Raw genomic sequence first — 13,572 nt, 5'->3', positions numbered from 1 at the left:
GTTCGCATGTATCTGCGTCACGGAACCTTCTCGTATCTGCCGGATCTCACCGACGCCGAGATCGCCGCGCAAGTGCGCTACGCGCTGCTCAACGGGTGGCCGGTGTCGATCGAGTACACCGACGATCCGCATCCGCGCAACGCGTACTGGGAGATGTGGGGTCTGCCGTTGTTCGATCTGGACGAGCCCGACGGCGTCCTCGCCGAGATCGACGCGTGCCGGGCGACCTTCCCGCGGCACTACATTCGGGTGCTCGCCTACGACGCGAGCTACACCAGGCAGACCACGGCGCTGAGCTTTCTGGTGCAGCGTCCGCCGGACGAGCCGGGCTTCACCCTGATCCGCACCGAGGGCCCTGACCGCGTGCAGACCTACGGACTGCACGCCTACGCCACCGATCACCGCCAGGGACAGCGGTATGGCGGTTGATCGGAACGGCTCCGGTTTCCGCCTGCACCGGCCGGGTGTCGACGACCCCCGGCCGGTCGCGTCCGGGTCCGAACCTGAGGCGCCCGTCCTCGGGCCGGACGCGACGCTTGATCTGTCGACCGATATCGCGGGCAACGATGTCGAGGACACGCTGGGCAGGCTGGACGCCGAGCTGGTCGGCCTGGCCAATGTGAAGCTGCGGGTGCGCGAGATCGCCGCGCTGCTGTTGATCGACCGGGCCAGGCAGCGGTTCGGGCTCGACGCCTCGCGGCCCACCATGCACATGAGCTTCACCGGCGGTCCGGGGACCGGGAAGACGACGGTGGCGCTGCGCATGGCCGAGATGCTGCACGCGCTCGGCTATATCCGAAAGCCCAAGGTGCACACCGTGACCCGCGACGACCTGGTGGGTCAGTTCATCGGTCACACCGCGCCGAAGACCAAGGAGGCGCTGGCCAAGGCCGCGGGCGGGGTGCTGTTCATCGACGAGGCCTACTACCTGTTCCGGCCGGAGAACGAGCGGGACTACGGGCAGGAGGTCATCGAGATCCTGCTGCAGGAGATGGAGAGCGAACGCGGCAGCCTGGTGGTGATCTTCGCCGGCTATCCGGATCGGATGGAGCGGTTCTTCTCGGCCAATCCCGGCCTGTCGTCCCGGGTGGCGCATCACCTCGAGTTCGTCGACTACACCCACGCCGAGCTCATGGCCATCGCCGAGCTGATGGTCGGGCGGGAGAACTTCCGTTTCGATCCGCCCGCGGCCGCGGCGTTCTCGGAGTATCTGGAGCTCCGGATGACCCGCCCGCGCTTCTCCAATGCCCGTAGCGTCCGCAACGCGCTCGACCGGTGCAGGCTGCGCCAGGCCAAACGCCTCGTGGAGCTGCGGCGACCGCTGACGAGAACCGATCTGATCACGCTGACCGACCGGGACGTATACGGCAGCAGCGTATTCACCGACAGCGGTGCGCGCGAGGGTGCAGCGGAGCGCCGCTCGCCGGACACCACCGAGCAGCCGGACGGGCCGACCGCGAGGGCCCCCGCATGACCGAATGAGCCGCCATGCCAGAAGGACTGAAGACCCTCACCCGTTACACGATCGAGGAGGAGCATCGGCATCCCGGTTCGTCCGGTGAGTTCTCCGCGTTGGTGAACGTCGTGGCGACGGCGACGAAGATCATCGCCAATCAGGTCACCCGCGGCGCGATCGTGGGGTCGCTCGGCGCTTCCGAGCCGGACAATCTCCCGCCCACCGTGCACCGCAAGCTCGACGCCATCACCAACGACGTCATGGTGGCGGAAACCCAATGGACGGGCCATCTCTCGGCGCTGGTTTCCGAGCAGATGTCCGAGATCCATCCGGTCCCGGACACACACCGGCGCGGGAAGTACCTATTGGCGTTCGACCCGTTGGACGGTTCGAGCAATATCGACGTCAACCTGCCCGTCGGCACGATCTTCAGCGTGCTGCGCGCGCCGGAGCGGGTGTGGGGGCGGCCCGGCCGCGAGCCGGCGGCGGCGGACTTCCTCCAGGCGGGCGCCGAGCAGGTGTGCGCGGGCTTCACGCTCTACGGTCCGGCCACCATGCTGGTGCTGACCACCGGCCGCGGTGTGGACGGGTTCACGCTGGACCGTGAGATCGGCGCGTTCGTGCTGACCCATCCGCGCATGCGAATCCCCGACGACACTTCAGGTTTCGCGATCAACGCCGCGAACGAGCGGTTCTGGGAGCGCCCCGTACGGCGATACGTGCACGAATGCCTGGACGGCGTCGACGGACCACGCGGGCGGGATTTCAACATGCGCTGGGTGGCTTCTCTGGTCGCCGACACGTTCCACATCCTCACCCGCGGCGGGGTCTACCTGTACCCGCACGACACCCGTCCGCCCGCGCGGCCGGGGCGAGTGGCGCTGCTGTACGGAGCCAGTCCGATCGCGTTCATCGTCGAGCAGGCGGGCGGGGCGGCGACGACCGGCAACGAGCGGGTGCTCCAGGTGACGCCCGATGACGTGCACCAGCGGGTGCCGTTGATCTTCGGTTCCCGCAACGAGGTCGAGCGCATCGAGCGCTACCACCGGGAGCCGGACGAAGGCCCCAGTTTCGACAGTTCCTTGTTCGGCAACCGGTCGCTGTTCCGTCCGGCCGGTCGCTGATCGGCGCGTCGACACCGTTGTCCGGCAATTCAGGAGGTGCCATGTCGGTCAAACATCCGGTGGTCGCGATCACCGGTTCGTCCGGTGCGGGGACGACCAGCGTCACCCGGACCTTTCAGGAGATCTTCCGCCGCGAGGGGATCAACGCGGCGATCGTGGAGGGCGATTCCTTCCACCGCTACGACCGCAACGAGATGAAGCTCGCCATGGCCGAGGCCGAACAGAACCGCAACGTGCGGTTCTCGCATTTCGGCGAGGAAGCGAATCTGCTGAAGGAGCTCGAGACGCTGTTCCGCGACTACGGCGAGACCGGCGTCGGCACGGTGCGCCGCTACCTGCACGACGAGGCCGAGGCCAAGCCGTACGGGCAGCCGCCGGGCACATTCACGCCGTGGGAGGAGCTCACGCCCGGCAGCGATCTGCTGTTCTACGAGGGTCTGCACGGTGCGGCCGTCACCTCGACGGTGGATGTCGCGCAGTACACCGACCTGCTCGTCGGGGTGGTGCCGATCATCAATCTCGAATGGATCCAGAAGGTCTACCGCGACAAGACCCAGCGCGGCTACTCCAGCGAGGCGGTGATCGACACCATCCTGCGCCGCATGCCGGACTACGTGACCTACATCTGCCCGCAGTTCTCCCGCACCTACGTCAACTTCCAGCGGGTGCCCACCGTGGACACCTCGAATCCGTTCACCGCTCGCAGCATTCCGACCGCGGACGAGAGCTTCGTGGTGATCCGTTTCGCCGACCCGAAGGTCATCGACTTTCCCTATCTGCTGTCGATGCTGCACGACTCGTTCATGTCGCGGCCGAACTGCATCGTGGTGCCCGGTGGGAAGATGGAACTGGCGATGCAGCTGATCTTCACGCCGCTGATTCTGCGGCTGATGGACAAGCGGCCCAAGCGAAGCCGGTGAATCAGTCGGGCAGCAGTGGAACCGAAATGCCCTCGCCGCGCTTGATCAGCGCCGCGCGGGTGACGGCCGCCGAGCCGAAGCGGCGGCGCAGGTCGTCGAGGGTGGAGTCGAGGGTGTTGTCGGCACGCGGTTCCAGCGGGAGGGTGAGCTGGACCGCGTCCGCGTCATCGAGGTTGGTGAGGGCGAGGCCGATGAGGGTGAGGCCGCGCTCCTGAATCATCGGCATGGCGTCGGTGAGCAGCAGGCGCGCGGCGCGCAGCAGGGTATCGGTGTGGTCGGTGGCCTCGGCCAGCGTGCGGGATCGGGTGGCGCGGCTGAAATCATCGAAACGCATGCGCAGCACGACCGTTCGGCAGACCCGGTCGGCGGTGCGCAGCCTGCGGCCGAGGCGGTCGGTGAGCCCGTGCAGGTAGGCCTCGATCTCGTCGGCGGGGCGGGCGCGGCGGCCGAGGGCGCGTTGCGCGCCGATGGAGCGGCGGCGGCGCCCGGTTTCGACGCGGCGCGGATCCCTGGCCATCGAGAGCGCGAACAGGTGCCGTGCGGCGGCCGGACCGAGGAAGCCGCGTAGCGCGCCCTCGCCGAGATCGGCGAGCTGACCGATCCGGGTGACGCCGTGCTCGTGCAGCGTGCGGGCGGTGACTTCGCCTACGCCCCACAGCCTTTCGACCGGGAGCGGATGCAGGAAGTCGAGTTCGGCCGACGGCGGAACCAGGCGAAGGCCGTCGGGCTTGGCGACCGCGCTGGCGACCTTGGCGAGGAACTTGGTGCGGGCGATGCCGACCGAAATGGGCAGGCCCACCTCGTCGCGCACCCGCGCCCGCAGTCGCTGCGCGATGTCCAGCGGTGGGCCCGCGATCCGGCGCAAGCCGCCGACGTCGAGGAACGCCTCGTCGATCGAGATGCCCTCGACCACGGGCGTGGTGTCGCGGAAGACCTCGAACACCGCCTTGCTCGCCTCGGAGTAGGCGCTCATACGCGGCGGCACCACGATCGCGTCCGGGCACAGCCGCCGCGCCTGCGCGCCGTTCATCGGCGTGCGCACCCCGAACGCCTTGGCCTCGTAGGACGCCGCGAGGACGACCCCGCCGCCCACGATCACCGGCTTGCCGCACAGCCGGGGATCGTCGCGCTGTTCGACCGAGGCGTAGAAGGAGTCCAGGTCCGCGTGCAGGATCGACGCCTCGGCCCGCGCCTCGATCCGCGGCCTTCCGCGGCCGCGCGACGGTGCGGCGGCGGGCGAGGAGCGGAGATCGGACACGAACATATGTTCGCATACCCGGCGGGATCGGGGAATCCCATCCGCACCGATCTACGATTCGTCTACGTAGTCAGTGTCGATGCTCGGTACGCTGTGCCGACAGTAGATCGGACGACGATGAGGGAGTCGGCACGGTGCGCGGATTCGGAGACCTGGAGGCGGTGATCATGGACCGCATCTGGGACACGGACGCGGAATCCACCACGGTACGGGAGATTTTCGAGGAACTCTCCGCCGAGCGTGGTATCGCCTACACCACGGTGATGTCCACCATGGACAATCTGCACCGCAAGGGATGGCTGGCGCGGGAGCGGGCCGGCAAGGCCTACCGGTACTGGCCGACGCTCACCCGCGAGGAGCACAGCGCCCGGCTGATGCTGGAGGCGCTCGGCTCCGGCGGTCGTTCGGACCTGGTGCTCAGCCACTTCGTGGACCGGATCAGTGCCGAGGAATCGGCGGGACTGCGCGCGGCGCTGCGCAGGCTGACCGCGCGACGGACCCCCGAGGCTCCGTGAACGTCGCCCTGTGCATGATGGTCTATGGCAGCACCGTCGCGGCCTTCGGACCGCCGGTGCTGCATCGGCTCACCCACCGCGGTGTCTTCGGCATTCTGTTCTGCGGCACCATGATCAGCTGACCGCCGCGTTTGTCGGACCGCCGGTGTAGCGTGCCGGAGCACGATCGTTGTTCGACACAGGAGGATTGGGTGCGCGTCACCTGGGAACAGGTCTTCGGCTGGCGGCTCGCCCGTCAATACGTCGCGCGGCCCGCCGCGTCGAGCGTGCCTGAGCTCGTCGGACGCCTGTGCGGTGTGCAAGCGCAGGTCACCTCCGCGGCGGAAACGGCGGTCGCGCTGCGCAGCGCCGCGCCCGAGGACGGCGCCGTGGTGAGCGCGCTGTCGAACGGCACGCTGATCAAGACCTGGGCCATGCGCGGCACCCTGCACGCCATGACGCCTGCGGGCGCCGCCGCCGTGCTCCCGCTCATCGCGTCCGCCCGTACCTGGGAAAAGCCTTCGTGGCAGCGCACTTTCGGTGCCACGCCCGCGGAAGTGGCCGCATTGACCGAGGCGGTGGGCGGGATACTCGGCGACGCCGAACTCACCCGCGAGGAATTGGTGGAGGCGCTGCTCGGCGACAAGGCGTTTCACAAGCTGGGCGAGGAACTGCGCTCGGGCTGGGGCGCGCTGCTCAAGCCGCTGGCCTGGCAGGGCGCGATCTGCCACGGGCAGGCGCGCGGCACCAAGGTGACCTTCACCAGTCCCGCACGGCTGATCCCGGATTGGCCGGGACTGGCCGAACCGGACGTCGCAGCTCCGGCTGCCATCACCGCGTATCTCGGCGCCTACGGCCCCGCGACGCCGGAGATCTTCGACGCCTGGCTGAGCCGCAACAGTCTGCGCAAGACCACCGTGCGCGGCTGGTTCGCCGAGCTGGGCGACGCGCTCACGCCGGTGGAGGTCGAGGGACGCACCGGTTACGTGCTCACCGAACACGCCGACGAGCTCGCCGCCACCGAACCGACTCCCTCGGTGCACCTGCTCGGCCCCTTCGACCAGTACGTGCTCGGCCCGGGCACCGGCGACACCGAACTGTTGCCGAAGGCACACCGCGCGTTGGTCAGCCGGACCGCGGGCTGGATCGCCCCGATCGTCGTGGTGGACGGGCGGATCGCGGGCACCTGGGAACTGGAGGGTGACGAGGTGGTCGTCAGTATGTTCGACGGTGCGCCGCTGCCGAAGAAGCTCGATGCTGCGGCCGAACGTGTCTCGAAGGCGGTTGGGCTGGATTTGGCGAGCGTGCGAGGCTAGCGAGCAATTCTTTGCGTGCCGTATTCGGTATCTCAACCGAGTAGTCGACTACCCAGTGACGTGCCGATGCGGTTCGTCGTGAGCCGAAGACCGATGTCTTCCCTCGATCGCAGGGCGACGCGCTCTCGGAGGTGGGTGCGTCTCGAAACAACCGCGTTTCGTACGGCAAGCGGCCGCCGTCGCTTCGATGGCGGCGGATATGCATGGACAAAAGTCCCTCCGGCGCACCCTGTTCAGGCAATCCCAGGTGATGCGCTTCAGCCCAAGGGTTCGATTGTCTGTCTGAAGAGATCGACGTTGAAGAAGAGCGTATGGTCTCCCTCATTCTCTTGTTTGACACGGAGTGTGACATTGAAGGGGTTGCCCAAGTGGTCTCCCAATTTGGGTAATTTTTTCCATTCATCCAATTCGGGGTCGAAATCGAACAGTACGCGGTGCGCTTTGTCTATGAGGTCATCACCGAGGCCGAGAATAGCAGCGACAGCCTCCGCCCCCCAGCCGATCAAGACATCGCGCCATCCTTCCGGTATGACAAAGTGTTCTCCGGAGAAGGCGCCGATGGCTCCTGCGGCTTCCTCGACTTTCGACACCACCGAATTCATGATGTCCCGAACCTTCTTCTCGGCTTCTTCGGGGTCACCCTCGTCATTTTCCATTCCGATGACGGCCAGGACTATGGGTGGCGTCAGCCCGTCCGAGACATCGCACACCAATGTGGCCTCGGACCGATCCTCGTCTTTGTCGACATTTTCGTACGGACCGAATCGCACCGTCTTGGACCCGTTCGTGGCCGCGACACCTATAATGAAATACGGTTCGTCGCTCGCCGATAATTCGTTGGATTCGCCATGGGTATGAAAGCCGACGAATCGCACCCGAACATTGATCTGCTCAATCTTCCTCGGCGAGTTTCTCAGAAATTGAACCCTTCCACCGGCAAAATGCCTATTCCCACTACCATCACCGGCGAATTGCACATTTTTCAAAGGCAACCCCAACGAGCCCGTCACGCCTCCGCTGCGCAGGTAGAAGGAACCGATCGAAGCAATCTGCAGCTGTTTGGCAACCGATGGCAGCGGAACTGCCGTTCTTCGCATCACCTCTCGCACAGAGTTCGTGCCCAATTCCGAGAGGATCGACCTCACGTGTATATCAACCATTTTGTTAGCCTTTCAAGTTACGCACGAGCCCAAGGCGTCGGTCGATTTCGACTCGCCGATTCATACCCGGGTCCGGAGTGGTCGAGTTCGGCCGTTTCGCTCGATCTCGCTGCGCCGTAATCGCTCTGAGTGTCACCCTCGCGAGTCGCGGATCCTGGATCATAATGTCGAGGGCCGTTACGGACGTGGCCGTAGCTTCGTGCTGGAAGCGCCTTTTCCTACTGCAGGCCGATGAGCATCGGCACCAAGCCTTCCCCCGCATCGAGGGGTCCGAGGGCCTTTCCGATGATGGTTCCGAATGCGCGTGCGGGATCCACGGCCTTCATCGCGCACCCAGGGCGCGCGGATGTGGTGAGCAGATCACCGACGCGGATCCTGCCGTAGTCGGCATCTGCGCGACACACCACTTTGCCCATCACCGAGATGGGAACACGTCGACCTTGCGATCTCTCGCCTCGGTCGAACACGATCCCCGGTCGATACCGGCCGGCGCCGGAAACGACGCCCACCACCTTCTGGTCGTAGGCGGCCGAGCATGGAGTGAGTTTACCTTCCTCTCCCAGCACCATAACCATCCCCGCCGCGACCTCCGCGGTATTTTCGACCTCGAAATCCTCGGCCGCATCCGCATGATCGAGAGTCATGTCGCCCGTTTTGCCATTGAGCTCGATTTTCTTGTCGCCTCGCTTGTTGTGAACGGTGAATTCACCATCGACGTTGCCGCCGCCGAGAGAAAGGGCAGCTTTCCTGCTGTCGAAGTTGAGTCGCGGATTTCCGGCCGCATCGGTTACTCGTATCTCTCCATTGGCGCCATCCAGCTTGATCCGCTCTTTGTTCGCCCCGTCACGGACGTTGATGTTGCCTGTCACCTGAAAAGCCGCAGGCGCTCTGCTCTCACCGACTGTCAAGACAGTTATGGGTATACCGACGAGACTGCCGGATGCAAACTGTAGGACTTGGACGACCGCCTCGGCGATCTCTCGGCGCATGGTCAGACTGCCGTTCTCGTCGACCCGGGCGACCTCTCTGCCGCTGCCATTTTTGAGAATAAAGTCATGACCCCTGATAACGACATCTTCATTGAAACTCGGCATCGCAAACATCTCCTTCCGATCGCGACTCGCCCCTGCTTCCGGGATTGTCGATCTCTCGATCATTCGCCGCCGCACAGTGGCCGACGCGAGTAGTGCACCACTCGAATCCGTGCAGGATGCGGACCCGCCCGGAGGTCGACCGCAACTCTTGAAAATTCTATGACCCGAGGAGATTCATCGCTAATGGAGTGGTTCGACGAGCCCTCGATCCTGCTGGCCTATTCGAGCACTTCCAACTCTGAGACGTGCGCTGATCTTCGATGTGAAGTTGCGCACCCCGGCGCCAGCGGAGGATTTCGCAAAAGGCAGGCAGACGGAACCCGCGGTCACCGTCGATGAACGAGGCAGGAGAAGCGCGATGACCGTGCCGGATCGAAAGCGGAAACCGCGCCTCGGCACCGGTCTCACCCGCGGTGAGAATTCGATATGTACAGCGCGGATCATTCAGCGCGCGCCCTAGGCCTTGTCGAGTTCGAATGGCGAATGGCTGCTGAAAACCGCACGCGCTCATGGGGTTCCACCCACTGAACGGTCGACACTGCACCGCCGTCCAGTGGCGCTAGGACTCGGAATGTGCGTATTCGACGAACCTCTTTGCGGTACTTGAAGTTTCGAAACAGCTGATCCAAGTCGGTCCAATTCTTCCGGCTACCCGGGCTTCGCGACGAAGACTTCGAGTCCGTCGAGGATGCGTTGCAGACCGAAGTCGAAGTGGTCGAAGGACATGTCGAACGCCTCCTCCGAGAGGGCGGCGACCAAGGGGTAACGGCCGGTGGCGAGGGCCTTCTCGAGTGCCGGTTCCTGCGCTTTCCAGAACTCGGCGTCGGTCATGCCTGTGGTGCGCTCGGCTTCCTGCGCGAACACCTGGGTGCGGGCGACGCCCGAGACGTAGCCGGAGATCATCACGAGGACCGCGATCATCTCGGGATCCGCGAGCCCCATCGGTTCGATCCGCGCGAGCAGATGCTCCATGCCTGCCAGCGCGCCAGGCCCGAGGACGGGCCGAGTTTGGTTGACCTCGAGCAGCCAGGGATGGCGGCGACACATTTCCAGCAATTCGTACGCGTACACGCGTAGCGATTCGCGCCAGCCGTCGGACGGAAGCTCGCCCTCGGGAGGTTGCTGCACCCGGTCGAGCATGAGGTCGAGCAGTTCGGCCTTGCCGGGCAGGTACCGGTAGAGCGACATCGTTCCGGTGCCCAGTTCGGTGGCGACCCGTCGCATGGTGACCGCGGCCAAGCCCTCGGTGTCGGCCACCCGCACCGCGGCCTCGACGATCCGGTCGAGTGTCAGTGTGGGTTTGGGCCCCCGGCTCGGTCGATGACCGGTATCCCAGAGCAGGTCGAGTGTGCGCGCGAGGTCGCCGCTGCCGCTGGTCTCCGTGGACGTCATGGCTTCAGATTAAACGTTGGCGCAAAACTGGGTACGTAGTACTCTAAACCGGGTACAACGTACCCAGTTAGGGTCGACAGGGAGGATTCGGTGAACGACTACGCGGTGCGGGCCGAGGGCTTGCACAAGAGATACGGGGACAAGAACGCCCTCGACGGTTTCGACCTAACCGTGCGACGCGGCACGGTGCACGGCCTGCTCGGGCCCAACGGCGCGGGGAAGACGACGGCGGTGCGCATCCTGTCCACCCTCGTCCGCCTCGACGGCGGGCACGCGACGGTGGCCGGGCTCGACGTGGTGCGGCAGGCCAGACAGGTCAGGGCGCGCATCGGACTGACGGGCCAGTACGCGGCGGTCGACGAGGTGCTCACCGGGCGACAGAACCTCGAAATGTTCGGCAGGCTGTTCCATCTGGGCGGGCGCCGGGCCAAGCAGCGGGCGAACGAACTGCTGGAACGCTTCGACCTGGTCGACGCCGCCGAGCGCGGCATCGGCAAGTACAGCGGCGGTATGCGGCGGCGACTCGATCTGGCCGCCTCGATGATCCTCGCCCCGGACGTGCTCTTCCTGGACGAGCCGACCACCGGACTGGATCCGCGCAGCCGCGGCGAGGTGTGGGAATCGGTGCGCGCGTTGGTCGCCGACGGCACCACCGTGCTGCTCACCACGCAATACCTCGAGGAGGCGGACCGGCTCGCCTCCCGGATCACCGTCATCGACCAGGGGCGCGCGATCGCCGACGACACCCCGGACGGCCTGAAGAACACCGTGGGCGGCGACCTCATCGAGGTGGTCGCCGCGGAGGCGGCCGACCTGCCGCTGGTGGCCAAGGTGGTCGCCCGGGTCTGCACGGGCGAGCCGGACACCGACGACGCCGAGCGCCGGGTGCACGCGCCGGTGACCGATCGCGTCGCCGCACTCACCGAGGTGGCTCGCACTCTCCAGGACGAGGGCATCGCGGTCGAGGACATCGGGCTGCGCCGCCCGAGCCTCGACGACGTGTTCCTGCAACTGACCGGGCACCGGACGATCGCCGAGGAGGCCGCCTGATGAGCACCATCGATCTCGTGCAGAACCGTTCGCGCGCGTACTGGGCGCTGGCCGACTGCTGGAATGTGGTGCGGCGCGGGCTGACTCACTATCAGCGCCAGCCGGTGAACGTCGCCTGGCAGCTCGGCTTCCCGATCCTGTCGGTGCTGCTCTACGGCTATGTCTTCGGCAGCGCCATGACGGTGCCCGGCGGCGGCGACTACCGGGACTTCCTGATGCCGGGCATGTTCGCGATGACCATGGCGTTCGGTTTCGTCAACACCGCGACGCTCGTCGTCTACGACGCCACCAAGGGCGTCATCGACCGCTTCCGTTCCATGCCGATGGCGCCCTCGGCGGTGGTGTCCGGGCGCGGGGTGACCGATCTGATCGTCGCGTGCGCGGAGCTGACCATTCTGATGATCACCGCGTACGCGATCGGCTGGCGACCGGACGGCGGCATCCTCGGTGCGGTGGCGTCCTTCGCGCTGCTGCTGTGGCTGCGGTTCGCACTGATCTGGGTCGGCGTCTTGCTCGGGCTGGTGGTGCCGAACCCGGAGGCGGCGGGCGGGCTGTTCGCGGTCGCGTTCCCGTTGACGATGATCTCCAGCATCTTCGTCGCCCCACAGCTCATGCCTAGCTGGCTGGGGCACATCGCAGCGTGGAACCCGATCTCGTCGACCGTGGCCGCCAGCCGCGAACTGTTCGGAACGCCGGTGGGCAGCGGGGATTCGTGGGTCGAGCAGCACGCGGTGTTGATGGCGGTGGTGTGGCCGCTGGTGGTGACCGCGATCTTCCTGCCCCTCGCGGTGCATCGGTTCCAGCGGTTGAGTCGCTGAGAATCGTTGCTGCCCGGCATTGTTGAGCAATGCCGGGCAGCAACCGTCCCTATGTTCGCGCCGCTGCGGACGTTTCCGGCGCGGTGTGCACGGCGGGACGCGGCATCCGCACGCCGAGCCCGACGACACCAGCCGCGAGCGCCACAGCGGCCACGACGTACCACCCGCGGCGGAAGGCATCCAGGAGGGCGACCGGATCGGTGGGGGAGCCGAGCACCGCGACGAGCACCGCGACGCCGACGGCCAAACCGATCTGCCGCGCCATGCTCAGCACCGCCGACCCGGTGGCGAATCGTTGCGGCGGGAGACCGCTGGTGCCCGCGGCGAACGCGGTCGGCAGCGTCAGGCCGACGCCGAGGCCGCTGACGACCATGCCGGGCAGCAGACCCGTGAGATAGTCCGGTGCGAGCTCGATCGCGCGCGCCCACCACACCATGCCCGCCGCGAACGCGACGCCGCCCGCTGCGATTACAGGTCCCGCACCGACGCGTCCGATCAACCGTCCCGCCAGGACGGCGACGACCGGCACCACCAGCGGCCCGGGCGCGATGGCGAGCCCGGTGCGCAAGGCCGACCACCCCCAGACGTTCTGCGCCCACAACACCACCGACAGCAGCATGCCCGCGAACGCCACCTGGAACAGCACCGAATTCGCCGCCATCAGCGCGAAATTCGGGGCGCGCAGCAAGCCGGGGTCGACGACGGGACTGTGGTGGCGCGCCGAGGAGACCCCGAACGTGACACCGAACACCACCGCGGCCGCGAAGGCCCCGAGCGTCTGCGGCGACGCCCAACCCCAGTCCTCGCCCTTCACCAGACCGAGCACGAGCGAGGCGATCGCCCCGACCAGCGCGACCGCGCCGAAAAGATCCGGCAGCGCCCCACCGTCGCCACGCGGGTCGGGCAGCCTGCGCAGACCGACGACCAAAGCCGCCAAGCCGATCGGCACGTTCACCAGAAACACCCAGCGCCAGTCGATTTCGACGAGCAGTCCGCCGAGGACCGGCCCGAGCGCGGCACCGAGACCGCCGAACGCGACCCACAGCCGCACCGCCGTGGCGCGCCGCTCTGGCGGCGTCGCGGTCAGCACGAGACCGAGCGACGACGGTGTGAGCATGGCGCCGCCGACCGCCTGTAGCACGCGGAACGCCACCAGCGCGGCCACATTCCACGCGGCCGCGCACAGCGCGGAGCCGAGCACGAACACCGCAAGCCCGAGCAGGAAGGTGGTGCGGTTGCTGCCGCGGTCACCGAGGCGACCGGCGGGCACCAGGAGCGCCGCGAACACGATGGCGTAGGCGTTCAGCACCCAGGAAAGGCCGGCGAGCTCGGCGTTGCCGAAATCGCGCGCCATGTCAGGCAGCGCCACGTTGACGATGAACAGGTCCAGGCTCGACAACAGGACGCCGACCGACACGATCGCGAGCACGAGTCGCGAATCCGTCGCGGTCCGATCTGCCTGGGGGGCAACAGTATTCACCAGCATCTCC

General features: G+C 66.6%; 14 protein-coding genes. 9 read left to right on the top strand and 5 right to left on the bottom strand.

Annotated features, from left to right (window positions below; all coding sequences use genetic code 11):
- Nucleotides 1–6: 6 nt before the first annotated feature.
- From AB0H50_RS24325 to AB0H50_RS24310, 4 genes are read left to right on the top strand one after another with little or no spacing between them, the layout of a single operon-like run.
- On the top strand, nucleotides 7–429 hold the full coding sequence (locus AB0H50_RS24325) for a ribulose bisphosphate carboxylase small subunit (protein WP_357456708.1): 423 nt from the start codon (nucleotides 7–9) through the stop codon (nucleotides 427–429).
- On the top strand, nucleotides 419–1,474 hold the full coding sequence (locus AB0H50_RS24320) for an AAA family ATPase (RefSeq protein WP_357456706.1): 1,056 nt from the start codon (nucleotides 419–421) through the stop codon (nucleotides 1,472–1,474). Before AB0H50_RS24325 ends, AB0H50_RS24320 begins: the two co-directional genes overlap by 11 nt.
- A 14-nt stretch (nucleotides 1,475–1,488) precedes the next feature.
- Nucleotides 1,489–2,580, top strand: a complete 1,092-nt coding sequence (locus AB0H50_RS24315) for a class 1 fructose-bisphosphatase (protein ID WP_357456704.1) — start codon at nucleotides 1,489–1,491, stop codon at nucleotides 2,578–2,580.
- 41 nt (nucleotides 2,581–2,621) lie between these two features.
- Complete coding sequence (locus tag AB0H50_RS24310) at nucleotides 2,622–3,500, top strand: phosphoribulokinase (RefSeq protein WP_357456702.1); 879 nt, start codon at nucleotides 2,622–2,624, stop codon at nucleotides 3,498–3,500.
- 1 nt (nucleotide 3,501) lies between these two features.
- Here AB0H50_RS24310 and dinB read toward each other — a convergent pair whose 3' ends face one another.
- Nucleotides 3,502–4,764 carry a DNA polymerase IV gene (gene dinB, locus AB0H50_RS24305; protein WP_357456700.1) on the bottom strand — a complete coding sequence of 421 codons (1,263 nt, stop codon included), beginning with the start codon at nucleotides 4,762–4,764 and terminating at the stop codon, nucleotides 3,502–3,504.
- Between the two features lie 128 nt (nucleotides 4,765–4,892).
- Between dinB and AB0H50_RS24300 the strand changes: the two genes are divergently transcribed.
- The 3 genes from AB0H50_RS24300 (at nucleotide 4,893) to AB0H50_RS24290 (ending at nucleotide 6,568) form a co-directional block, all read left to right on the top strand.
- A complete protein-coding gene (locus AB0H50_RS24300) occupies nucleotides 4,893–5,273 on the top strand; it encodes a BlaI/MecI/CopY family transcriptional regulator (protein ID WP_357456698.1) in 381 nt (126 codons plus the stop codon).
- On the top strand, nucleotides 5,270–5,395 hold the full coding sequence (locus tag AB0H50_RS24295) for a hypothetical protein (RefSeq protein ID WP_357456696.1): 126 nt from the start codon (nucleotides 5,270–5,272) through the stop codon (nucleotides 5,393–5,395). Before AB0H50_RS24300 ends, AB0H50_RS24295 begins: the two co-directional genes overlap by 4 nt.
- Nucleotides 5,396–5,464: 69 nt before the next feature.
- Nucleotides 5,465–6,568 (top strand): winged helix DNA-binding domain-containing protein, encoded by a 1,104-nt coding sequence (locus AB0H50_RS24290; protein ID WP_357456694.1) that lies wholly within the window; start codon nucleotides 5,465–5,467, stop codon nucleotides 6,566–6,568.
- 257 nt (nucleotides 6,569–6,825) lie between these two features.
- Here AB0H50_RS24290 and AB0H50_RS24285 read toward each other — a convergent pair whose 3' ends face one another.
- The 3 genes from AB0H50_RS24285 to AB0H50_RS24275 all read right to left on the bottom strand — a co-directional run bounded on the left by AB0H50_RS24285 (nucleotide 6,826) and on the right by AB0H50_RS24275 (nucleotide 10,214).
- Nucleotides 6,826–7,692 (bottom strand): hypothetical protein, encoded by an 867-nt coding sequence (locus AB0H50_RS24285; RefSeq protein WP_357456692.1) that lies wholly within the window; start codon nucleotides 7,690–7,692, stop codon nucleotides 6,826–6,828.
- 254 nt (nucleotides 7,693–7,946) lie between these two features.
- On the bottom strand, nucleotides 7,947–8,822 hold the full coding sequence (locus AB0H50_RS24280) for a hypothetical protein (RefSeq protein WP_357456690.1): 876 nt from the start codon (nucleotides 8,820–8,822) through the stop codon (nucleotides 7,947–7,949).
- A gap of 648 nt (nucleotides 8,823–9,470) precedes the next feature.
- On the bottom strand, nucleotides 9,471–10,214 hold the full coding sequence (locus AB0H50_RS24275; protein ID WP_357456688.1) for a TetR/AcrR family transcriptional regulator: 744 nt from the start codon (nucleotides 10,212–10,214) through the stop codon (nucleotides 9,471–9,473).
- Nucleotides 10,215–10,304: 90 nt separating this feature from the next.
- Here AB0H50_RS24275 and AB0H50_RS24270 point away from each other — a divergent pair, with 90 nt between their 5' ends.
- Together AB0H50_RS24270 and AB0H50_RS24265 are read left to right on the top strand one after the other, a co-directional pair.
- Nucleotides 10,305–11,264 carry an ATP-binding cassette domain-containing protein gene (locus AB0H50_RS24270; protein WP_357456686.1) on the top strand — a complete coding sequence of 320 codons (960 nt, stop codon included), beginning with the start codon at nucleotides 10,305–10,307 and terminating at the stop codon, nucleotides 11,262–11,264.
- Nucleotides 11,264–12,082, top strand: a complete 819-nt coding sequence (locus AB0H50_RS24265; protein WP_357456684.1) for an ABC transporter permease — start codon at nucleotides 11,264–11,266, stop codon at nucleotides 12,080–12,082. The genes AB0H50_RS24270 and AB0H50_RS24265 overlap by 1 nt, the downstream gene beginning before the upstream one ends.
- Nucleotides 12,083–12,131: 49 nt before the next feature.
- Here AB0H50_RS24265 and AB0H50_RS24260 read toward each other — a convergent pair whose 3' ends face one another.
- Nucleotides 12,132–13,568 (bottom strand): MFS transporter, encoded by a 1,437-nt coding sequence (locus tag AB0H50_RS24260; protein WP_357456682.1) that lies wholly within the window; start codon nucleotides 13,566–13,568, stop codon nucleotides 12,132–12,134.
- Nucleotides 13,569–13,572: the final 4 nt, after the last annotated feature.

It is taken from the genome of Nocardia sp. NPDC050793, from assembly GCF_040654065.1.
Classification (GTDB): domain Bacteria; phylum Actinomycetota; class Actinomycetes; order Mycobacteriales; family Mycobacteriaceae; genus Nocardia.
This window is presented reverse-complemented; position numbering and strand designations above follow the sequence as displayed.

Coding starts and splice junctions, on each gene's coding strand:
- AB0H50_RS24315 (WP_357456704.1), top strand. CDS start 1,489: ATGCCAGAAGGACTGAAGACCCTCACCCGTTACACGATCGAGGAGGAG.
- AB0H50_RS24275 (WP_357456688.1), bottom strand. CDS start 10,214: ATGACGTCCACGGAGACCAGCGGCAGCGGCGACCTCGCGCGCACACTC.
- AB0H50_RS24280 (WP_357456690.1), bottom strand. CDS start 8,822: ATGCCGAGTTTCAATGAAGATGTCGTTATCAGGGGTCATGACTTTATT.
- AB0H50_RS24265 (WP_357456684.1), top strand. CDS start 11,264: ATGAGCACCATCGATCTCGTGCAGAACCGTTCGCGCGCGTACTGGGCG.
- AB0H50_RS24325 (WP_357456708.1), top strand. CDS start 7: ATGTATCTGCGTCACGGAACCTTCTCGTATCTGCCGGATCTCACCGAC.
- dinB (WP_357456700.1), bottom strand. CDS start 4,764: ATGTTCGTGTCCGATCTCCGCTCCTCGCCCGCCGCCGCACCGTCGCGC.
- AB0H50_RS24260 (WP_357456682.1), bottom strand. CDS start 13,568: ATGCTGGTGAATACTGTTGCCCCCCAGGCAGATCGGACCGCGACGGAT.
- AB0H50_RS24310 (WP_357456702.1), top strand. CDS start 2,622: ATGTCGGTCAAACATCCGGTGGTCGCGATCACCGGTTCGTCCGGTGCG.
- AB0H50_RS24320 (WP_357456706.1), top strand. CDS start 419: ATGGCGGTTGATCGGAACGGCTCCGGTTTCCGCCTGCACCGGCCGGGT.